Annotated in this window: 15 protein-coding genes and 1 tRNA gene; 2 read left to right on the forward strand and 14 right to left on the reverse strand. The window is 57.1% G+C overall.

Annotated features, from left to right (window positions below; genetic code table 11):
- Positions 1 to 36: 36 nt before the first annotated feature.
- The 9 genes from ABNF92_RS04245 to ABNF92_RS04285 all read right to left on the reverse strand — a co-directional run bounded on the left by ABNF92_RS04245 (position 37) and on the right by ABNF92_RS04285 (position 12,019).
- Positions 37 to 1,425 carry a DUF1329 domain-containing protein gene (locus ABNF92_RS04245; RefSeq protein WP_153634473.1) on the reverse strand — a complete coding sequence of 463 codons (1,389 nt, stop codon included), beginning with the start codon at positions 1,423 to 1,425 and terminating at the stop codon, positions 37 to 39.
- 136 nt (positions 1,426 to 1,561) lie between these two features.
- Entirely contained in the window at positions 1,562 to 4,204 is a 2,643-nt protein-coding gene (gene pepN, locus ABNF92_RS04250; RefSeq protein ID WP_349343536.1) for an aminopeptidase N, read from the reverse strand.
- Positions 4,205 to 4,285: 81 nt separating this feature from the next.
- Positions 4,286 to 5,125 carry a DUF2797 domain-containing protein gene (locus ABNF92_RS04255; protein ID WP_349343537.1) on the reverse strand — a complete coding sequence of 280 codons (840 nt, stop codon included), beginning with the start codon at positions 5,123 to 5,125 and terminating at the stop codon, positions 4,286 to 4,288.
- Complete coding sequence (locus ABNF92_RS04260) at positions 5,122 to 5,412, reverse strand: DUF1315 family protein (RefSeq protein WP_069183857.1); 291 nt, start codon at positions 5,410 to 5,412, stop codon at positions 5,122 to 5,124. The genes ABNF92_RS04255 and ABNF92_RS04260 overlap by 4 nt, the downstream gene beginning before the upstream one ends.
- A 165-nt stretch (positions 5,413 to 5,577) precedes the next feature.
- The gene (locus tag ABNF92_RS04265) at positions 5,578 to 6,441 is read right to left on the reverse strand and encodes a rhomboid family intramembrane serine protease (protein ID WP_349343538.1); all 864 of its coding nucleotides are present in this window, start codon (positions 6,439 to 6,441) and stop codon (positions 5,578 to 5,580) included.
- A 43-nt stretch (positions 6,442 to 6,484) separates the two neighbouring features.
- The gene (locus tag ABNF92_RS04270; protein ID WP_069183859.1) at positions 6,485 to 7,498 is read right to left on the reverse strand and encodes a metallophosphoesterase; all 1,014 of its coding nucleotides are present in this window, start codon (positions 7,496 to 7,498) and stop codon (positions 6,485 to 6,487) included.
- 2 nt (positions 7,499 to 7,500) lie between these two features.
- The gene (locus ABNF92_RS04275) at positions 7,501 to 8,385 is read right to left on the reverse strand and encodes an NAD(+) kinase (RefSeq protein ID WP_008170512.1); all 885 of its coding nucleotides are present in this window, start codon (positions 8,383 to 8,385) and stop codon (positions 7,501 to 7,503) included.
- A 111-nt stretch (positions 8,386 to 8,496) separates the two neighbouring features.
- Entirely contained in the window at positions 8,497 to 9,744 is a 1,248-nt protein-coding gene (locus tag ABNF92_RS04280; RefSeq protein ID WP_069183860.1) for a DNA repair protein, read from the reverse strand.
- A 205-nt stretch (positions 9,745 to 9,949) separates the two neighbouring features.
- Positions 9,950 to 12,019 carry an NADPH-dependent 2,4-dienoyl-CoA reductase gene (locus ABNF92_RS04285; RefSeq protein ID WP_136631666.1) on the reverse strand — a complete coding sequence of 690 codons (2,070 nt, stop codon included), beginning with the start codon at positions 12,017 to 12,019 and terminating at the stop codon, positions 9,950 to 9,952.
- Positions 12,020 to 12,172: 153 nt separating this feature from the next.
- Between ABNF92_RS04285 and ABNF92_RS04290 the strand changes: the two genes are divergently transcribed.
- Positions 12,173 to 13,222: an AraC family transcriptional regulator gene (locus ABNF92_RS04290; protein WP_291908132.1), complete on the forward strand. Its 1,050-nt coding sequence runs from the start codon at positions 12,173 to 12,175 to the stop codon at positions 13,220 to 13,222.
- Between the two features lie 228 nt (positions 13,223 to 13,450).
- Here ABNF92_RS04290 and ABNF92_RS04295 read toward each other — a convergent pair.
- Together ABNF92_RS04295 and ABNF92_RS04300 are read right to left on the reverse strand one after the other, a co-directional pair.
- Positions 13,451 to 13,527 (reverse strand) — tRNA-Asp (locus ABNF92_RS04295).
- A 138-nt stretch (positions 13,528 to 13,665) separates the two neighbouring features.
- The gene (locus ABNF92_RS04300) at positions 13,666 to 14,697 is read right to left on the reverse strand and encodes an AraC family transcriptional regulator (protein ID WP_349343539.1); all 1,032 of its coding nucleotides are present in this window, start codon (positions 14,695 to 14,697) and stop codon (positions 13,666 to 13,668) included.
- Between the two features lie 282 nt (positions 14,698 to 14,979).
- Between ABNF92_RS04300 and ABNF92_RS04305 the strand changes: the two genes are divergently transcribed.
- Positions 14,980 to 15,855: a MaoC/PaaZ C-terminal domain-containing protein gene (locus tag ABNF92_RS04305; protein WP_349343540.1), complete on the forward strand. Its 876-nt coding sequence runs from the start codon at positions 14,980 to 14,982 to the stop codon at positions 15,853 to 15,855.
- Here ABNF92_RS04305 and ABNF92_RS04310 read toward each other — a convergent pair.
- Genes ABNF92_RS04310 through ABNF92_RS04320 form a run of 3 tightly spaced genes read right to left on the reverse strand, consistent with a single transcriptional unit; the run spans position 15,852 to position 20,555 of the window.
- On the reverse strand, positions 15,852 to 17,435 hold the full coding sequence (locus tag ABNF92_RS04310; protein ID WP_222466422.1) for a response regulator: 1,584 nt from the start codon (positions 17,433 to 17,435) through the stop codon (positions 15,852 to 15,854). The genes ABNF92_RS04305 and ABNF92_RS04310 overlap by 4 nt on opposite strands.
- Before the next feature lie 45 nt (positions 17,436 to 17,480).
- Positions 17,481 to 18,107 carry a response regulator FixJ gene (gene fixJ, locus ABNF92_RS04315; RefSeq protein WP_069183866.1) on the reverse strand — a complete coding sequence of 209 codons (627 nt, stop codon included), beginning with the start codon at positions 18,105 to 18,107 and terminating at the stop codon, positions 17,481 to 17,483.
- Positions 18,108 to 18,146: 39 nt separating this feature from the next.
- Positions 18,147 to 20,555, reverse strand: coding sequence for an ATP-binding protein (locus ABNF92_RS04320; RefSeq protein ID WP_349343541.1), 2,409 nt, complete (start codon positions 20,553 to 20,555; stop codon positions 18,147 to 18,149).
- Positions 20,556 to 20,646: the final 91 nt, after the last annotated feature.

The raw sequence follows: 20,646 nt of genomic DNA on the forward strand, positions 1-20,646 counted from the left end.
CTGTGGGCGGGGACGCATCCCTCGACCAACAGTGCGCTAGCGAACACTCCTGCGGCGCAGTGACGCCGGCGAGAAGTAGCGCGTATTGGGGACCTCGTCGGTGAACACGCGGGTGTTAGCCTCTTCTGTGTCCAGACCGAGCACATGATAACGACGGGCCTGAAGGTCATGATAGACGTCAAGAACCGTCCACACACCCGGAAGTTCATAATAATTTTTAGGCAGCCCCATGGTTACACGCCAGAGTTCGCCACGGCCGTCGTACTGGTCAAGCAGAACCGTATTCCAGCTGTCCTCGTCAATGTAGAACCGGCGCTTGCCGTAAATATGGCGTTCACCATCTTTCAGCGTGGCTTCAACCACGTGAACGCGATGGAGTTCCCAGCGGGTGAGGTCCGGATTCAAGTGGGAGATTCCCAGAATTTCCTCGTACGGAAGACCTTTTTCACCGATGCGGTAATTGTTGTAGGGGATGTAGATTTCCCGCTTGCCTTCGTAATTCCAGTTGTAGCGGTCCAGAGCCCCGTTAAAGATATCGGTGTCGTCTGCCGTACGCAGGTTATCGGCCGCTGCAATCGGGGAATCGTAACCCAGGTTCGGTGCCCTGCGCACTCGACGCTGGCCGGCGTTGTAACCCCAGCCGTTCCGGGGATTGATAATCTGGTTCAGGGTCTCGTGAATCAGAATCGCACCACCGGCCAGTCGGGGTGGTGACTGGGTAAACGACAGGTAGTAGAAGATCACGTTGTCCAGATCTTCTTCACCGCCTTCCGGATTGTAGTAGTTGAAGAAGGCTTCCTGCTGAGAGGTCACCAGCGAGTAGTCGCCGTTGGTCTGAACCGCCACCTCACTGGAACGACGGGTTACATTAACCCCGCGCCAGCGGGTCAGATGGTTCCAGACCGCCTGCCAGGCCTTCTGCTCGTCATTTCCGTGCAGGATTGGGAAAGGGTAGCCCCCAAATGCGCCATCCAGGCCTTCGCCCTGACCCACAATCTCTGCGTTTACCGCGTTTTCACGGGTATTCTCAGCCACCCAGTCGGGAACGGCATGGGTACGACGAGTCTGATAAACGGGTACCCGGAATGTGGTGGGGTAGGTTTCCAGCATCGCCTTCACACCGTCAGTAAGGTATTCCTCATACTGATCCATGTTGGCGGGCGTGATGGTAAACAGGACTTCATCATCCGGGAACGGATTGATGTGGTGCTGTCCGCTGCCCTCATAGCCGGGAGGCGGTTCTGTCAGCCCACCGGTCCAGGCCGGGATAGTACCGGCACTGTTGCCGGCCTTGGGTGAGCCAAAGGGTGTCAACTCCTGGCCCAGACGGGCCGCTTCACTGGCGGAAACCGCCGCCCACGCAGGCGCTGATGCCACGGAGAGAGCCAGCAGGCTGCCGAGAATCGCATTTTTGTTATACATCATTGTGAAACCTTAAGTGCGTCTGGAAGCCTCTGCGGAGGCTTTTTTATTGTCGTCTGATGGAATTACAGACCTTACTCCAGATTACCCGATCCCAGACTAAAGTCTATCGACCGAAAGTGCGATTTTGTATCTGACTTCAATCGGCAAGGCTCTTGTGCACCACCTCATAGACATCCCTGGACAATCCCGACTTGTCACGAATCCGCTCAAGGGCGGACTTCATCCGGGCACTGTACGACGGCGCAAACTTTCTCCACCGGGTCAGCGGCGTCACCAGACGCGCGGCAATCTGGGGGTTACTGTCGTCCAGGCGACAGACCTGATCCGCCAGGAACTCGTAACCAGAACCGTCAGGATTGTGGAAAGCAGCCAGGTTCTGACCGGCAAACGCGCCCACCACAGAGCGAATCTTGTTGGGATTTTTCCAGTCGAAGGCCGGGTGCTCCAGAAGTCTCTGGATGTCCGGAAGCTGACCGGCCTGGTCGCTGGCCGCCTGCACAGAGAACCACTGTTCAACAACCTGGGGATCATCCTTGAAGCGATCGTAGAATTCATCCAGCGCCTGCTGGCGGTCAGACTCGAAGCCTGAATTCACAAGCGCCCGCAAAGCGCCCATCCGATCGGTCATATTGTCGGCGGCGTTCAACTGACTCACCGCCAGCTCCCGGCCCTCCTGGTCGTCAATCATCAGCAACCAGGCCAGCGCAGTGTTGCGCAGGCTACGACGGGCAATGGCTTCCGGTGTCACCTCGTAAGGACCGCCGTCCTGATGGCGCTGGTAGCACGCGATGAGTTCGGCTTTCAGGGCGCCCGCCAGATGGCGAAGTACCGCGTCGCGGGCGCGGTGAATGGCTGGCACGTCGGCGTTATCGGCCAGTTCAATCAGGTAGGCCTCGGAGGGAAGTTGCAGCATCTTGGCCACCAGGGCCTGATCCAACTCAGTGTCGGAAATCAGCTTGCGATAGGCTTCGACCAGTCTGGGTTCAATTTCCGCATCGTCAGGCGCGCCAACCAGCGACTGGATGACATCCACAGCCAGTCTCTGGCCCGCATCCCAGCGATTGAATCCATCCGGATCGTAGCTCATCAGGAAGAGCAACTGTTCGCGACTCCAGGAATAGCGAACCCGAACCGGTGCGGAGAAATGCCGCAACAGTGACGGGACAGGCCTGGATTCGATGCCATGAAATTCAAACGAATGGGTCGCTTCGGTCAACTCGAGTACCCGCTCCGTCGGGGCATCTCCCTCATCCGCCTCAAGCTGTGACGGCAGAGGCTGTCCGTCCTGCCCCAGCAGGCCCAACGCAAACGGTATGTGTTGCGGCTTTTTGTTGGTCTGTCCCGGAGTATCCGGAATACTCTGTTCGATGTTAAGGCGATACACCCCTTTATCGGCGTCATAGTCGTCCGAGACATTCAGAACCGGCGTGCCGGCCTGCTCGTACCAGAGCCGGAACTGGCGCAGATCACGACCCGAGGCGTCCTCCATCGCTTTGACAAAATCATCGGTAGTGACCGCCTGGCCGTCATGGCGCTCAAAATACAGATCGCTGCCCTTGCGGAACAGGTCCGGCCCCAGAAGGGTGTGAATCATGCGCACCACTTCTGCACCTTTCTCATAAATGGTCAGGGTGTAGAAGTTGGAGATTTCCATATAAGACGCAGGCCGCACCGGGTGCGCCATGGGGCCACCGTCTTCCGCAAACTGGGCCGTACGCAGCAGGGTCACATCTTCAATCCGCTTCACGGTTGGGGAACCCATATCCGCCGAGAACTGGGAGTCCCGGAATACCGTGAAACCTTCTTTCAGGCTGAGCTGGAACCAATCGCGGCAGGTAACGCGGTTCCCCGACCAGTTGTGGAAATACTCGTGGGCAACGATCGCCTCAATACGCTGGAACGCCAGGTCCGTGGCGGTTTCCTGGCTGGCCAGCACGCAGGAGGAGTTGAAGATGTTGAGCCCCTTGTTCTCCATGGCGCCCATGTTGAAGTCGTCCACCGCCACGATCATGAAGATATCGAGGTCGTACTCGCGGCCATAGACTTCTTCATCCCAGCGCATGGAACGCTTCAGGGAATCCATGGCGTGATCGCACTTCTCGGCGTTGCGAGGCTCCACGTACATGCGCAGGTCAATGCCACGACCTGAACACGTCGTGAAGGTATCCTGCTTCTCGACCAGGTCTCCGGCCACCAGGGCAAAGAGATAGCAAGGTTTCGGGAACGGGTCTTCCCAGGTGACATAATGCCGGCCGTTTTCCAGCTCGCCTCTTTCCACATCGTTGCCATTGGAGAGGAGCACCGGGTAGGCGTCCTTGTTGGCTTCGATGCGGGTACGGAAACGTGCCATCACGTCCGGACGGTCCGGGAAAAACGTAATGCAGCGAAATCCTTCAGCCTCGCACTGGGTGCAGAACATACCCGATGATTTATACAGGCCTTCCAGACGAGTGTTGTTCTGGGGCTCTATCCAGGTCACCACAGTCAGCGTGAACTGTTCCGGTACCGAACGAACCACAAGCTGATCTCCGCGGTCTTCATAATCACCCGCTGCGAGCTGGGCACCATCCAGGGCGACGGATTCCAGCGTCAGGCTGTCGCCATCAAGCTCCAGGGGTGCCGACACCTCATCAGAATCAGGGTTACGGCGAAGCTCAAGCGTACTGTGCACTCGCGCCCCGTCCTCAAACAGCTCGAACCTCAGGTCGACAGTGTCGACCAGATACGCAGGTACCTTGTAATCGCTCAAATAAATGGTCTGTGGCTGGCTGGTACGCATTGCATTTCTCCAGAGTTCGCGGCCTGCGGACGCAGCATTCATAGCCCACAGACGTGAAAAGATTGGCCGGGCGAGGCGCTGTCAGCGTTCCAAAACCCGGAACCGGACTTCATAACCGGTGAATTTTCGAATGTTAATCACACCGGTATCCAGAATAAGGTACTGCCCTTTGATGCCCTCAAGAACGCCCTCTACCTCCGGCGTTTTGTCGAGGTTATGGGTTTTGATCTTTTCTGGCCAGATCTGGACGGGATAGCTCAGACCAAGGCCCTCTTCGTCTACTTCCCGGATAGAATCCTCACCGTGGGTCTGCCGGAGCGCATCAAGATCGGCGGCGATCAGTCCAAGCATTCGTTGGCGCTCCTGCGCCAGATCCAGCTCGGGAACATCGCCCTTGAGCATGGCCCGCCAGTTCGTCCGGTCGGCCACGTGTGCTTTGCAGGCAACCTCGACCAGACCGGCAATGTACCGCGATGCAACACGAACCATCGGTATGGCGTCCACCGCGCCCTGATCAATCCATCGGGTTGGCACCTGGGACGCCCGGGTAATGCCTACCTTCAGGCCGGACGAATTGGCCAGATACACCACATGCTCCACCATGCAGTGGGTTTCGCCCCACTCCGGCTCTCGGCAGGTGCCAAGGTGATAGTGGCACTTCTCCGGACTCATGATGCAACTGTCACAAGCCGCCAGTTTGCGGAAGCAGGGGTAACAAAAGCCCTGATTGAAGCTTTTGTTGGTCTTCCGGTCGCAGTGAATGCACCGGATCACGCCATCGAAATCCAGGCGCAACGGCCGCCCGATCAGATCATTCAGGGGAATGCGAGTGTCGCCCACGGCAATGGAGTACGCCACTGGTTCCCCCGCCTCCACCGGCATTTTGCGCAGCCGGCCCGTAACATCAATCAGCTCGCTCAAGACTTGACCTCAACAAACTGGTCGGGATCAACGTCGCCGTTGCCCTGGGTCCGCCGAACCGATGGATCACAGGCAGTTCCCGCCTTGCTGCCCCGGTCGAGATAGCCGGTGCGTTCCTCTTCCGGGATGTTGTGCAGATTCTCGTAGTAAATCACTGCTTCCAGGCTGATTTCACGCTGCTCGGGCGTCAGCTTGCGGCCATCGGGCCATTTTCCGAGCTCAATGGACTGCCGGAGACTCCGGTAAACATTCGGATCCAGTCGCTCGATCAGTTCTTCGTAAGTCATCCCGCTCTCCTGAAAAAACGTTCATTAAAAATGTGGCGGAATCGTTTGACAGAATCAAACGATAACGATTATCATTTCCTCACCAAATGACGACGGTCGTATCATTTGGTCTCTCTCATCAGGAGCTAAAAGCTCTTTTAACGCCCCGCCTCTGGCGGGGCTTTTTTATGCGCCCCTTCTGCTTCTTACGGGCAAAACCACCGCAAGGGCCAGTCCGGCAATAAATCCCCCCAGGTGCGCTTCATTTGCCATACGCCCGAGCCCGATGATTTCCGGGAGCGGCGTAAACCCGATCACCATCCATGCAACCGCAAAGGTAACCAGCGCCGGCGGAAACTGGAACCGCGGTGCCGTTCGCTGGCTGAGCCAGCAGTAGCCCAGAATCCCATAAACAACCCCCGATAGCCCACCGAAAAGAGGTCCGGACACGAAATACTGCAAGCCGTTGGAGATCAGGCTCGTGATCACAAACAGGGTGATCAATCTGGCCCGACCGTCGAACCATTCAATCTGGCTGCCAAGAAACCAGAGCATCACGGAGTTGAAAATGATATGGGTCCAACTAAAGTGCAGAAAATCCGGCGTGAGCAGTCGCCAGATCTGGCCACTGGCCAGGGTCGCGGTTAACGCGTCGATGCGACCGGCCAACGTACTCCAATCATAATCCCGGGGGTCAATCATCATCAGGCTGGCCGCCAGTTCATTCTGACCCATGGCAGTGAGCCAGACCATGGCCACGGCAAAGACAATGATCCCGAGGACCAGCGGCGCGTGCCTCGGTGAAGGCTGCCAGCGCCCGCCAACAAACACCGGCGACCGATTCTGGCGGTCCACAGCTTGCCTGATTTCGGGCTCCGCCATGAAGCGGTCCAGGGCGGAAAGCACGGGTTCAGCGTGGGCAGGGTCTTCCAGCCAGAGCACCTGGAATCCTCCCTCTTCCGTGATCCGGTGCGCCACACCCTGGCCGCTCAGCCAACGACTGAAGCCAGCCAGGTTCACCGTGGTATCCAACTGCTTGACTCGGTACACCGCTTACTCCGCCTCCGGGATTGGTTCAGCCGAAACGCATGGTTTAGCGCGCGACACTGTCTTCGCTGGTGGGATAGTCCGGTTGTTCCGGCCTTTCCACATCTACCCAGACAAACTTGTCACGGGAAAGTGCCCGCTCGCCATCCATCCGGTAGGCCACCAGCCGGCCATACTTCACGGCACTGTAGTCAATGCAGGCAACGTTGGGCTTGAGCGGCGCCGGCTCACCTTCCATCCAGTAGTGACCAACAAACACCGGCGGCGCATCCAGGGGATAACTGATCAGCTGCCTACGCTCCGCATCGGTCAATACCCGGCTTGCCACTTCCGGAGGCAGCGGGTCTGGCTGAAAGACAACATCGGAATAGGTGTGTGGATCGTCAGCCCAGAACTTGGTTCGGAAAAACTCACGCACATAGCCGTCCCGACCGGTGATGGCCATACCCTCGGGGAGCCTGAGATCCGTTCCGCGCAGAAGGGTATCCATAACCTGCCCGGCAAAGGACTCAATAGCAGCAGAAGCGTGCAGGAAATCCTCATCAATGCAGGCACCACCCTGCACCTGTTTGAATTTTTCGATCAGATCGCCGTCCCAGCAGGCGTGTACAACACGGAAATCCTCATCGTCGATGAACAGTGGTATGGTGTAGAACCACTCGAGAAACTCATTCCACTCGTATGGATGGGCCTCGAACTGTTCCAGAGTTTCCCGGATCAGACGGTTATGTCGGGCGTTGTGCTCACGCAGGAAGGTTTTGCCGCTGCCCGGCCGCGCCCGCGTGCAGTAGCCCAAGGCATTGTACTCATGATTGCCCATGACAATGCGCGCCGAACCATGCTCCACCATGTCCCGCACAAGGTGCAGCGCCTCGCGGATCCGCGGGCCACGGTCAATGATGTCGCCGATAAAGATGGCCTGACGACGCGGGTGCTGATAAACCCCGTTAACTTTGCGGTAGCCCATCTGGTCCAGCAATCTGGCCAGGGTATGGGCGCAGCCGTGAATATCACCAATGATGTCGTAACCGCGACTTGCGGTCGATTTTGTTGCAGCCATGATCAACTCGCTGATATCTCACTAGCCCAGCCAAGCTTGTCACGGCAGGTGGCGTAGAAATTGTGGTCAGTGGGGTGAATCAACCGGATCTTGAACGGCTTTTTGGTGATGCGAATGATATCGCCCGGCGCACAGGCAATGTTCATCTGGCCGTCAAAGCTGATTTGCGGATAGGTTTCATTGGTCTCCCCGATCACCAGTTTGATCTCACTCTTGCCATCGACAACGATCGGCCGGCTACTGAGAGTGTGGGGAAACATGGGCACCAGGACAATGGCATCGAGCTTGGGATGCATGATAGGGCCGCCAGCGGAGAGCGAGTAGGCGGTAGACCCGGTCGGCGTGGACACGATCAGGCCATCCGAACGCTGGCTGTAAACAAAATGACCGTCAATAAACAGATCGAAGCCAATCATCCGGGTGGATTTACCCGGATGCAGCACCACATCATTCAGGGCGGTACCGAACCCCAGAGGCTGGCCATTACGCTCGACGTTGCCATCCAGCAGGAACCGGGTCTCCTCCATGTACTCGCCTTCCAGAACCTTACCGAGGCGCTCCTCAAGATCGGAGGGCGATATGTCAGTCAGAAAGCCCAGACGGCCACGATTGACCCCAAGCAGGGGAATCTTGGACTTGGCCAGCTCACGGGCGGCGCCCAGAAGACTGCCATCACCGCCGACCACGATCACCAGATCACAGATCTCGCCCAGCAGTTTTTTGCTCGCCACCTGCAGGCCATGCCCGGGCAACATGCTGGCGGTGTCTTCCTCAAGAATGACGTGGTAGTTGTTGGTAATCAGGTACTGTTTGAGCTGGCGCAGTGACTCGACCACTTTCACGCTGCCCATACGACCAATCACACCAATGTTCCTGAACTGATCCATGAAGTTTCCTGTGGTGTCGGAATGCGGTGGGGACGAACGAAACCGTTACCCCGGGGACAATCTGGCGTACAGTTTAACGAAAGTCACCCCGATACTGAAAAAGTTCCGGCCTCAGGCCTGGTGTTTCTCGCACCGGTCATCAATACCCGGACGGAACTCCGACGGCTGGCTGATTCGAAGAATGGGCTCGCCACACGGCTTGCCGTCCTCGTTTTCATGGCCACAGACGGGGTTCTCGTAATGCTCGAGCCACTCCCGATAGGCAGGTTCGTTCATACCGCAGCGTTCCGCTGCGTAAGCGGTAGGATTGCTGAAGTAGGTATCAATATCTTTGAAAGGCAGCGTCACATGGCCGACGCCGGGCTGGTAGGCCACCAGAAACACGGACTGGCGTTTGAGGTGGTCCATGATGGAGTCTTCCGGCGGCTCCCGATTGCGCAGCTCGTGGTTCTCCTCCTCGAGGGCAACGATTTTCTCGTCCCTCAGTTCCAGCTCCCGCTGGCGCCGCTCCAGCTGTTCCCGGAGCAGCAGGAGTTCTGCGCTCGCGTTTGAATCCTCGCGCTGTTTTTCCTCACCAACGGCAGCCATCTGCTCCTGCATGGCGAGGTACTGTTCGTTTCGCTCCGACAAGCGCTTTTTGAGCTGCTCGTTGCTCAGGCGCTGACGCTCGTACTTCTGCTCGAGATCGGCAATATCACTGCGTAAACCCTGGATTTCCAGCCGATGTTCGCGCTGGATGTCCGAGAGGGCATCGCGGTGAACACTCTGCAGGGTCTTGATCCGTAGACGCTGTTCCCGGATGAGTTGCGCCAGACGGGAGCGATCCGCCGCCGCAGCCGACTCCTCCCGCTCAGAGGAATCTTCCGCCTGTTCGCTCAGAACCGGAATATTCTCTTCCTGAACAGGCTCCACTTTCCGGAATTTCAGGCTGTTGGCTTCAACCGCTTTACGGATCGCCTGGAAATGGTTGTTCCCGGGCGTCATGTCCGGGTCCCAGAGATCCTCCTTGAACTTGGGGTCAGGGCATTGGCTCCGGCAAACCAGCCGGATTGCACCGCCACCCATGTCAGGCCCTTTGGCGCCTGTTCTGGCCAACTCTTCGATAGGCAGGTTCCAGTGACTGTCTGCCCGACCTTCCTCATCAAACCAGATTTTGAAGAAAACCAGGGCCTGCACCTTTAGGTCAGGACTCAGCTCAACCAATACAGCCCTGACCTCGGTTTCGGCGAGATCGGACAGCCCTACATAGCCATCCAGGAAGGCCCCGAATTCGGTAGCCCGCATCTCGCGGGCCACCTGGTTCCCTTCCACAAAAAATACCGCCGAATACCCATCGGTTGCCTGGTCGGCAGACACCATTGCACGCTCTCCACAAATCGTCGATTCGACACCACACGACAGAACCCCGAAGGGTGTTCCATCTTGTCGTGATGCCGCCCCTGCTATGCCGACAATCCTGAGGCAGCATAGAAGGGACAAGCAGTCAGACCCAAAGCTATTAGTCTAGCCAGACAATCGTGTCTGCACAGGGAAAAACTGCAACGATTTGTGATCGTGTTTACGCTCAGAGCTCTGCAGCCAGACGACTACCCTGATTGATCGCCCGCTTGGCATCCAGTTCTGCAGCCACATCCGAACCACCAATCAGGTGTACCGGCAGGCCAGCAGCCTCCAGATCGCTCTGCAGCTCACGCAGCGGCTCCTGACCCGCGCACACGATGATGGTGTCCACAGGCAGCACACGGTCTTCGCCCTGCTCTGCGCCTTTCGGCGTGACCGTTATGTGCAATCCCTCATCGTCTATCTTGCGGTAGGTCACACCCGGCACCATCTGTACCTGGCGGTTTTTCAGGGAGGTACGGTGAATCCATCCGGTGGTCTTGCCCAGATTCTTGCCCACCTTCGATGCTTTACGCTGCAGCAGGTAGACCTCACGGGCAGGCTCCGGCACCTCGGGCTCAACACCCTGAATACCGCCCCGGTGCTCCACACTCAGATCCACGCCCCACTCACGCATGAAGTGATCAGTGTCGACAGCGGCCGATGTACCCTTGTGGACGATAAACTCGGAGACGTCGAAGCCGATACCACCGGCACCAATCACCGCCACTTTCTGCCCAACCGGCTTGCGCTCCAGCAGCGCATCCAGATAACCGATCACTTTCGGATGATCGATGCCTTCAATTTCAGGAGTACGCGGCTTGACGCCGGTCGCCAGGATCACCTCATCAAAGCCGCCGGCCTTGAGATCCTCGGCGCTGACACGGGTGTTCAGCCGGACATCCACCTGGTGCTTGTCGAGCATCACCCGGAAATAACGCAAGGTCTCGTAAAACTCTTCTTTGCCGGGTATCAGCTTGGCAACATTGAACTGGCCGCCAATCTCACTGCCGGCATCGAACAGTGTCACCTTATGGCCGCGTTCTGCAGCCACCGTGGCAAACGCCAACCCGGCAGGGCCGGCACCCACGACCGCGATAGACTTGGGCGCAGCGGTCTTCACATAGGTCAGTTCGGTTTCGTGACAGGCGCGGGGATTGACCAGACACGATGTCAGCTTGCCGCTGAAGGTGTGATCAAGACAGGCCTGGTTGCAGCCGATACAGGTGTTGATCTCATCAGCGCGGTCCTCGGCTGCCTTCAGAACCAGGTCGGCATCTGCGAGGAACGGCCGGGCCATGGACACCATATCGGCATCACCCTCGGCCAGAATCTTTTCGGCCACGTCCGGCATGTTGATCCGGTTGGTGGTGACCAATGGAATGCTCACCTCCCCTTTCAGGCGCGCCGTCACCTTGGTAAAGGCCCCGCGGGGAACCGACGTGGCAATGGTGGGCACCCGGGCCTCGTGCCAGCCGATGCCGGTGTTGATAATGGTCGCACCCGCCTTCTCGATTTCCTTGGCCAGGTGCACAACCTCTTCCCAGGTGCTGCCGTCCTCAATCAGATCCAGCATGGACAGACGGTAGATCAGGATGAAGTTCTCTCCCACCCTTTCACGAACCCGACGGACGATTTCGATCGGCAGGCGAATCCGGTTTTCGTAGCTGCCACCCCAACGGTCGGTGCGGTGGTTGGTGTGGGAAACAATGAACTGGTTGATGAAATAGCCTTCCGAACCCATGACCTCAACGCCATCATAACCGGCTCGCTGCGCCAGTGCGGCGCAATCCGCGTAGTCCTGGATCTGCTTTTCAATACCTGCTTCATCCAGCTCCCTGGGCTTGAATGGGTTGATCGGTGCCTGGATGGCGGAAGGCGCTACCAGCTCCGGAGAGTAGGCATAACGGCCAGCATGGAGAATCTGCATGCAGATCTTGCCATCGGCTGCATGGACGGCGTCGGTGATAATCCGGTGCTTGTCGGACTCCTCTTCGGTGGTCATCTTGGCGGCGTGCTGGAACACCCCTCCTTCCACATTCGGGGCAATACCGCCAGTCACGATCAGACCAGCGCCACCGCGGGCACGCTCGGCATAGAATGCAGCAAGACGTTCGAAGCCATTTTTGGCCTCCTCCAGCCCCGTATGCATGGATCCCATCAGGGTGCGATTGCGCAGCTTGGTAAAACCAAGATCCAGCGGCTCGAGCAGGTTCGGGTATTTGGCAACGCCTGGCGTCGTGGTCGCGGTCATAGTCGGTCTCCTCATCGTGATCTTTGTCGGGGCTCCCCCAAAGCCAGGGCCCCGTTCATTGTTGAGCCTTAAACTACTCGCGCTCCTTGCCATCGACAATATCCCAGGATAACATTTTATTATCCTTGCACAACATGTCTGACAAAGACTTTAATGAGCAACTCCACGCACGCCCCACCCAAACGCCGTAACTCACTGGGAGACATCAGTGTCCTCTATGTATCTGCGCTGATGAGGGCAGCCGAGGCAGAAGGCGCCAACAGTACCGAACTGGCATCCCGTTTCCAGCTTGACCAACAGACACTGACATCGCCTGAAGCACGGATCAGCATTCCAAGATTCATGCGCCTGGGGCACGCTGCCATCCATGAGACTGGCAACCCGGCCCTGGGGTTGAGAATGGGTGCATTATCCCGCCCCGTCGACGCCGGCATTGCCGGGCTCGCCGGAGAAACCGCTAGCACTGCCGGGGCAGCGATCAGCACGTTGATTCGCTACGCCCTACTGACCAGCCGCAACAGCCGCGGCGTGCCAACGGTTCGACCAGACCTTCGGCAGGCGCAGTTTTATTCGATTCGCCCGTACAATGGCTTTAACTATTTCGTAGTGGATTCCGTTCTCGCCGCCTGGACCCAGTTCCTGCGAACCGTGACCGGCCGCTACGATGTTCTGGAGAGAGTTACCATCGAATACCGGTCCATCGGGCAGGATGACCTGTTCGAAGGCTGGTTCCGCTGCCCGGTGCAATTCGGAGCAACAAAGAACAGCCTCACCGTGCGGCAGGACATCTGGGAAAGCGCGAGCCAACAGGCTCAACCGGCCATGCATGAAAAGCTCACAGAGCTGTGCGCACGGGAACTGCAGCAGATCCAACGGGGGTGGACGACGGGAGACCGGGTGAAAAACCTTCTCACACCGCTGTTCCGGGGCGAGACGCCCAGCCTGGAAACCATCGCCATGAAACTTGGGGTGGCACCCTGGACACTTCAGAGACAACTGGCTGCCGAGGGAACCGGCTTCCGGGAACTTATGGATGAAACGCGGAAACAGCTGGCGCGGGACTATATTCGGGAAACAGAGACATCACTGGCGGAAATTGCCTGGCTTCTTGGTTTTGCCAATCCTGCAGCCTTTCACAAGGCTTATCGGCGATGGTTCAACCTGAGCCCGGGAGAACACCGAAAGCGAATCCGGCATTCCTGAAATCAGAGCTCCATGGCGTCATCCCAGCCGTCATCGTCCTCATATTCCTCAAACTGGCTTTCAATCAATTCTTCTTCGTAATCCAGCATAGCGGTCGACCTGTTCTTGAACTTTCAAGGACAGGATAGATTGCCTGAATGACAGCAGGATGACACAGACGTGTTTTGGAAAACAAAGAGTGACTCGGCAAGCGTGAGAGCGCAGGGAAATGCAAAAGAAGGGTAAAAATGGCGGAGCGGACGGGACTCGAACCCGCGACCCCCGGCGTGACAGGCCGGTATTCTAACCAACTGAACTACCGCTCCGTGCGGCTTGTCACGACTGACCTCTTGGAGGCCCTGCAATCACTGGTGTGGATGCTCTGTGACAACGAGGGCGCATTATAAAGAGGCGCCCTGTTATGTCAACGCTTTTTCTGAAAAATATTCTGAAAAAGCGTTCCGTTACATTGCGTCGACCATGGCGTCCTTGCCTTGGGCGGTTTTGCGGTATTCAATCGGCGTCATGCCCGACCAACGTTTGAAGGCCCGATAGAAGGTGCTGGGCTCGGAAAAGCCGGTAAGGTAAACAATCTCATCAATGGATTCATCGGTCGTTGCCAGAAGCTGACGGGCCAGACGATAGCGGAAATCCGCGAGTACCTGATTGAAGCTGGTCTCAGCCTCTGTCAGGCGCGTGCGCAGGGTTCTCGGCTTGATGCCAAGACGTTCTGCCACGGCGTCCAGGGTGACTTCTCCACTATCCAGAAGCTCGGCCACGATCCTCTCCACCTGGCCAACGATATCCTTTTTCTCAAGCCGGGCCACCTGTTCGCTGGCAAACCGCTCGTGCAGATCCAGCAGCTCCGGCTCAGCATGAGGTGAGGCGTGGGACAGCAGTTTTGCAGGCAAGTACAGCCGGTTCTGCGGCGCACCAAAGGTGACGTCACATCCAAGCACCTCGCGCACATGGTCCTGACCCTCGGCCCGTTCATGCTCGAACTCAATGCGCGAAGGGTAGAAGTTGCCATCGGTGATCGAACGGAAAAAGGTAATCAACCCCAGCACGAAACATTCATTGAAATGTCGCAAGCGGCGAACGTCATCAGACGCCGCATCCAGCACCATGCAGGCATCATCACCCTCAATGAAGAAATCGGTGTTGGCGGCGTCACTCAGCAGACGCTGATAGTTCTGGGCCCGACGCAGGCCCTCGCCAAAGGTTGGGCTGCTCAGAAAAAGATACTCCAGCACCTGCCCCTTGTATGCTGGCAGCAGTTGCCCAAGGTGCAGGCCAACATCAGGATCGCCGGAAACGTCCTCAACAGCCTGCCAGAAGTACATCTGGGCGCTGTGGGGGGTTCGAAGCTGCTCGGTATAAACGTAATTCTCATCCACACCCAGGCGAGTGAAGATGGCATCGGTATCGATTCCTTTCTTTTTCATCGCCTCATAAATCAGGCGCAACATCACTCCCGCGTCACGAAGTTCCTGCATAAGATTCCGCTTTTTATTGGTTTACTACTGTGACCCTCCCGACAGACGCCGGGGCACGCCGGGTCAATGCCTGATCTGGCGAGGTTTGCCAGACTCCAGAGGTTTGTCAGACTCAAGGGGCCTATGAACCACTCCCTGTTAGACAATCGTCTTATATTAGAGCATATCAGGCCACAGACGCCGAGTTGTACCAAAATGTAAAAAAAAGCATACCCTTTGCTACAAAGAGCTCTGATCAGGCAATGCCGGGATCCATGGTCCTGACTGTAAAGGAGAATACCAATGCCGGAGACCCTCGTTTATCACAACAAACCGCCCGCCTTGTTACCGATGTATGGCCGAACACTGCTCCCACGGCAGAAGCAAACGGATGGGGATATAAGTATCCCGGATCTCTCGGCAAGCCTCCTGGGTATCAGTACCGCCGGAAACAACCTGAAGCGCTACCAGCGGGTGTGCGGTTTCGAGGCTCGCAGTCACTTGCCGGTTACCTGGCCGCACGTGCTGGCTTTTCCCCTGCACCTGAAGTTGCTGACAGAGAAAAACTTTCCCCTCCCGCTGCTTGGCCTGGTACACCTGCGCAATACCATCACCCAGCACCGACCGATCGGCACCGGAGAAAACCTGGATCTCAAGGTGAGCCTCGGCAATACCGTAAAAAGTAACCGGGGAGTGGAGTTCGATCTGATTACCGAGGCACGCTCGGCGGGCAGACTGGTGTGGGAGGAAGCTAGTACGACGCTATTCCGGCAACCGGATAGTGAGAGTAAACCTTCCGGGAAAAAGGCGCCGCCGCAACTCGAGCGTTATCCGAACACAGAGAACCTGAAGGCCCCGGAGTCCATTGGCCGGCAATACGCCCGTGTATCCGGTGACACCAATCCGATCCATATGCACGCCCTGAGTGCCAGGGCATTCGGTTTTCCGAGGGCAATCGCCCATGGGATGTGGACCAAGGCCCACGCACTGGCACTACTGGAACGACAGGAAGGCTGGAAAGGTGGCGCTCTGAGCGTCAGTTGTCAGTTCAAGAAACCCCTGCTTCTGCCAGGCACGGCCCAACTGAACTGGCAAACTGGAGAAAAAGGCTGGGACTATCAAGTATTGAACGCCAAAGGCGATGCGCCCCATTTGACCGGGCGCATCGACTGGCTCTAGGCGTGGGAGGAATCAGTTTCCGGTGCGCAGGGAGAACCCTGGGCGCCGGCAACGGGCAGCGTAAAGTAGAAGCAGGCGCCGCCATCTTCTGGTCGCTCAAAACCGATGTCGCCACCCTGGGCCTGTATGAGGGAGCGGCACGTTGACAGGCCAATCCCCATCCCCTCGTCCTTGGTGGTAAAGAACGGCAGGAACAACTTCTCTTCCGCATCTTCCGAAAGACCAATGCCATGGTCGCGCACCTGGATCCGCACACAGGTATCACCCTTCACACTCGCGCTCACCTCGACCGGCGCGCTGGAGTCAATACTGCTGGTGGCCTCCAGGGCATTGCGGATCAGGTTGAGCGCCACCTGCTGCACCTGGACCGGGTCGGCCAGGACATCTGGCATGTCCTCAGGCACCGAAAGCTCAATAGCGCCCTTGTTGTTGCGCATATCCACTTCGGCAAACTGCCGGGTATCTTCCAGCAACGCAGGCACGGACAGCACTTCCTTGCCCGTGGCCGGCTTTTTCATGAATCGACGGATGCGACGAATGATTTCACTGGCCCGGTGGGATTGTGCCTCGATCTTGTCCAGGGTCTCCTGAAGCAGACTCATGTCTGCATTGTCCTTTGCCATCATCCGTTTGGCGACGCGTGCATAGTTGGTAATGGCGGTCAGCGGCTGGTTTACCTCATGGGCCACGCCGGCAGCCATTTCACCCATGGTGGTCAAACGCGAGGTATGGGCCAACTGATCACGCTGTTCCTGGACCAGTTGCCGGGCCTCTTCCAGCGCCTTTTCGTTGTCCAACTCGGCGCTGATATCCCGGAACACCACAACGGCGCCATGGAGCTCGTCAGAGTCCAGCTTGGGGGTCGAACGGTATTCTGCCGGAAAGCCGGTTCCATCGGCCCGCAGCATCCGGATATCCCTCTGGCTCTCGGCGACGCCCTGCTGACAGGTGGCCTTTACCGGGAGACTGTCCGGGTTGTCGCCGGCTGTTGCAAAGTGGGTTTCAAAAAAATTACGGCCTATCAGCTCCTCCACCGGACAGCCGACAATGGACGCCGCCGCAGGATTGGCAAATTCGATAATACCGTTCTCATCAAGTCCATAGATGCCTTCGCTGATGGAATTGAGAATCCGGGCCTGATCACTCTGTAGCTCGCGATTGCGGGCCTGCAGTTCTCTCTCGAGGCGAATCACGCTGGCGTGGGTTTTCACCCGGGCGATCACTTCCTGGGACTGGAAGGGCTTGGAGATGTAGTCGGCGCCTCCCAGGGAGAAGCCTTTCACCTTCGCCTGAAGATCATCCAGCGCGGACAGGAAAACAACGGCGCAGTCCGCCGTCTGGGGATCCGCCTTGAGGCGCTCGCAGACTTCATAGCCGTCCATCTCCGGCATCATGATATCAAGGAGAATCACTTCGGGCTGATGGCGGTGGGCAAGGTCGAGGGCCTTTTCGCCTTCGTTGGCAATGAGCAGCCGGTAACCTTTGTCTTTCAGGGTCTCATAGAGGACTTTGAGGTTCTGCGGGTTATCGTCCACAAGCAGAACCGTCACCTCCGAGTTCTCGCTGACAGCTTCAGTCATAAATGTCGGACCGGTTAAAATAGTAACCGTATGATGCCGCCGGGATCACCCTGCGTCGATAAGGTCCTTTACGGACAGGACCATACGAACGAGATGTGCGAGGGAGTGGGTACCCATCTTGTGCATGACGCGAGAACGGTGAATCTCAACCGTGCGCTGGCTTATCTCCAGTTCAATGGCGATGACCTTGTTGGCCTGCCCGGCAATCATCCGGTCCATGATTTCGTGTTCGCGGGGGGTCAGGCTTTTAACACGACGGATGATCTCCTGCTTCTCATCCAGAGACTTGCGCTGCTCCAGATCCTGCTTGAGTGCCGCTTCGATTTTCTCCAGCAGCGCCTCCTCACGGTATGGCTTCTGGATAAAGTCAACAGCGCCCTCTTTCATGGCGTCCACGGCCATGGGCACGTCACCGTGCCCGGTTACAAAAATGATCGGCAGGATGGAGTGTTTTTCATTCAGTTTTTTCTGGAGTTCCATACCGTCCATGCCGGGCATGCGAATATCCAGCACGATGCAACCTGCCATCTTGTCGGAATAGTCCTTCAGGAAAGCGGTTGCACTCTCATAGGTCTTGACCGGCTTGCCGTCGGATTTCAGCAGCAGCTCCAGGGAATCGCGGACTGCTTCATCGTCCTCTACAACGTACACGGTTTGCTGGATATCAGTCATGGGTGTGTTCTCTCCTGTCCGTTTTCTTATCATCGCCGGTCAGTGAATTGACGGGTCTTTATGGTCGTCACGAGCATGTTCCTGGCGCTCGTGTTCCCGCATTTTCTCAAGTCGTTGCTGGATAATGCCAAAAACGCTCTGCTTCGGGTACCTGCCTTTTTCATCGGCCTTGCCGGCAGGCTTGCCGAGCAGCAGGGTTATCGCTTCCTCGACACGGGCAACCGCGTATACAGCAAACTGGCCTCCGCGCACTGCCTTTACCACCTCGCTGTCCAGCATCAGATTCTGCACATTGGTGGTTGGTACAATGACACCCTGGGTGCCAGACAGCCCGCCCTTAAGCTGGCAGGTTGTGAAAAAGCCTTCAACCTTCTCATTCACGCCGCCGATAGGCTGAACTTCGCCAAACTGGTTGACCGACCCGGTGATTGCCAGATCCTGTCGCACCGGAATACCGGAGAGGGACGAGATCAGCGCGCACAGCTCCGCCAACGATGCACTGTCACCATCCACTTCACCGTAATTCTGCTCAAAGGTCAGGCTTGCCGAAAGGTGCATCGGGTCGTTGACCGCAAAATGGGAGGCAAGCCAGGAACTCAGGATCATCACGCCCTTGGAATGAAGATTGCCACCGAGCTTTACATCACGCTCTATATCCATCACCGCGCCATCTCCATAATAGCAGGTAGCCGTGACACGGTTGGAAAGGCCGAATTCAAATCCGCCCGTGGACAGCACCGACAGCGCATTGACCTGGCCAACACACTTGCCACTGGTAGTTACGAGCGTCGTGCCATCACGGATGGAATCGTAGAACTGATCCCGGATACGGCTGCTCCGATATTTCGCACTTTCCAGCGCGCGCTCAACATGCAGATCCTGGATCAGCCTCGCACCGGCCTGCCTGGCCCAGAAATCCGATTCCCGCAGCAGGTTGGCAATATCCGCGGCGTGCAGGGAGAGTCGATCCTGATGTTCTGCCATCCGGGCACTATGCTCGATTACCCGCGCAACGGCCTTGTTAGAACAATGCAGAAGCTTTTTCTCACTCACCAGACTGGCGATGAACTTGGCATAGAGCAACTGGCTGTCATCGGTGCGGTACATCTCGTTCTCGAAATCCGCCGTGACCCTGAACAGTTCGGCAAACTCGGAATCGTATTCCTGCAGCAACATCCAGGTTTCACGATCACCAAACAGAACGATCTTCACGTCCAGGGGGACCGATTCCGGTTCAATAGAGATGGTTCCGGATAAAGTCAGTTCCCGCTCCAGGGAATTTATCTGTATGGACTTCGAACGCAGGGCGCGCTTGAGGCCGTCCCACACGAAGGACTGTTCCAGAACCTTGATGGCATCCATCAGCAAATAGCCGCCGTTGGCCCGGTGCAGGCTGCCGGGGCGAATCAGGGAGAAATCCGTGAACACCGTGCCCTTGTAGGTAACATTTTCGACGTAGCCGAACAGGTTGTGGTAGGTGGGGTTATCTTCCACCACCACGGGCACCTCGTTCGTCTTCTGGTGCACAAGTACGTTAACCAGATAACGGCGCGGCATTTTTTTGTCGAGTGAGGCGTAAGCAATGGCAGCCTGTTCTTCATTGTCGTCGAGGAATATCTCCAGGTTCTCCACCAGGTCGGCGCGAACCGCCTCAAAGTAGGCGACCACATCCGGCAGATCCTTGTACTTTTCGTTCAACTCATCAATCTGGTGGCCCGAGATACTTTCCAGAGTTTCCTGGTTCAGCGCCTGTTGCTTATCGGCGTACTCTTGCTCCCAGTCCGCCAGTTTGCGCAGGGCCTGGCGAAGCTTTTTCTCAAGCTTGTTTATCGCGTCTTCAAACTTGTCCCGTTGCTCCTCGGTAAGAGCCTGAAACGATTCTGCGGTATGGGGTTCGTCACCGTTCATGGCCACCAGCCGGTAACCACCTGGCGTGGTGACCGTCAGGCTGACCTTTTTGCGTCGCGCCTGGGCCGCCACCTTCTCCAGCTCGTCTTCCTGCTTTTTGCCGTATTCGTTCTTTAGCTGCTCCGAGCGTTCCAGAAAACTGTCACTGTCAAACGTCTGGGGAATCACCTTCACCAGGCGACTCATCAGCTTTTCCATGTCCTGCTTGAGCTGGGTGCCTTTTCCTGCAGGTAACTGCAACAGCTTCGGAATACGCGGCTCCTCGAAGTTGGCCACATAGCACCAGTCATGGCTCTGCTGATCCGTATCCACATGGTGCTCAAGGTAACGCAACATCATGGTGCGCTTACCCAGGCCATTTCGGCCAACGGCATAGACGTTGTAGCCGCCATGAGGCATCGCCAGGGCAAAACGCACAGCTTCCTGGGCGCGGTTCTGGCCGACGATTTCAGCCAGAGGCTCAAGTTGCTTGGTGGTTTTGAACGGCAGATCTTTCAGAACACAGGCTTTGTAAAGCTGGTGCAGAGACAGTGACTTCAAGGTTTGGTCCTGTAACGGTTAACACATTGGCCGGTCATTGTAGATTCTGCGGTCGGCTCTGTCGCGTTCGGCACGAAGATTTCTGGAGTTG

It is taken from the genome of Marinobacter sp. MMG032, from assembly GCF_040112695.1.
GTDB lineage: Bacteria > Pseudomonadota > Gammaproteobacteria > Pseudomonadales > Oleiphilaceae > Marinobacter > Marinobacter salsuginis.

Excerpts from the sequence above, each read along its gene's own strand:
- ABNF92_RS04245 (WP_153634473.1), bottom strand. The coding sequence starts at position 1,425 with ATGATGTATAACAAAAATGCGATTCTCGGCAGCCTGCTGGCTCTCTCC.
- fixJ (WP_069183866.1), bottom strand. The coding sequence starts at position 18,107 with ATGACTGATATCCAGCAAACCGTGTACGTTGTAGAGGACGATGAAGCA.
- ABNF92_RS04260 (WP_069183857.1), bottom strand. The coding sequence starts at position 5,412 with ATGACTTACGAAGAACTGATCGAGCGACTGGATCCGAATGTTTACCGG.
- ABNF92_RS04310 (WP_222466422.1), bottom strand. The coding sequence starts at position 17,435 with ATGACTGAAGCTGTCAGCGAGAACTCGGAGGTGACGGTTCTGCTTGTG.
- ABNF92_RS04300 (WP_349343539.1), bottom strand. The coding sequence starts at position 14,697 with ATGCAGGAACTTCGTGACGCGGGAGTGATGTTGCGCCTGATTTATGAG.
- ABNF92_RS04285 (WP_136631666.1), bottom strand. The coding sequence starts at position 12,019 with ATGACCGCGACCACGACGCCAGGCGTTGCCAAATACCCGAACCTGCTC.
- ABNF92_RS04290 (WP_291908132.1), top strand. The coding sequence starts at position 12,173 with ATGAGCAACTCCACGCACGCCCCACCCAAACGCCGTAACTCACTGGGA.
- pepN (WP_349343536.1), bottom strand. The coding sequence starts at position 4,204 with ATGCGTACCAGCCAGCCACAGACCATTTATTTGAGCGATTACAAGGTA.
- ABNF92_RS04275 (WP_008170512.1), bottom strand. The coding sequence starts at position 8,385 with ATGGATCAGTTCAGGAACATTGGTGTGATTGGTCGTATGGGCAGCGTG.
- ABNF92_RS04270 (WP_069183859.1), bottom strand. The coding sequence starts at position 7,498 with ATGGCTGCAACAAAATCGACCGCAAGTCGCGGTTACGACATCATTGGT.
- ABNF92_RS04305 (WP_349343540.1), top strand. The coding sequence starts at position 14,980 with ATGCCGGAGACCCTCGTTTATCACAACAAACCGCCCGCCTTGTTACCG.
- ABNF92_RS04280 (WP_069183860.1), bottom strand. The coding sequence starts at position 9,744 with ATGGTGTCTGCCGACCAGGCAACCGATGGGTATTCGGCGGTATTTTTT.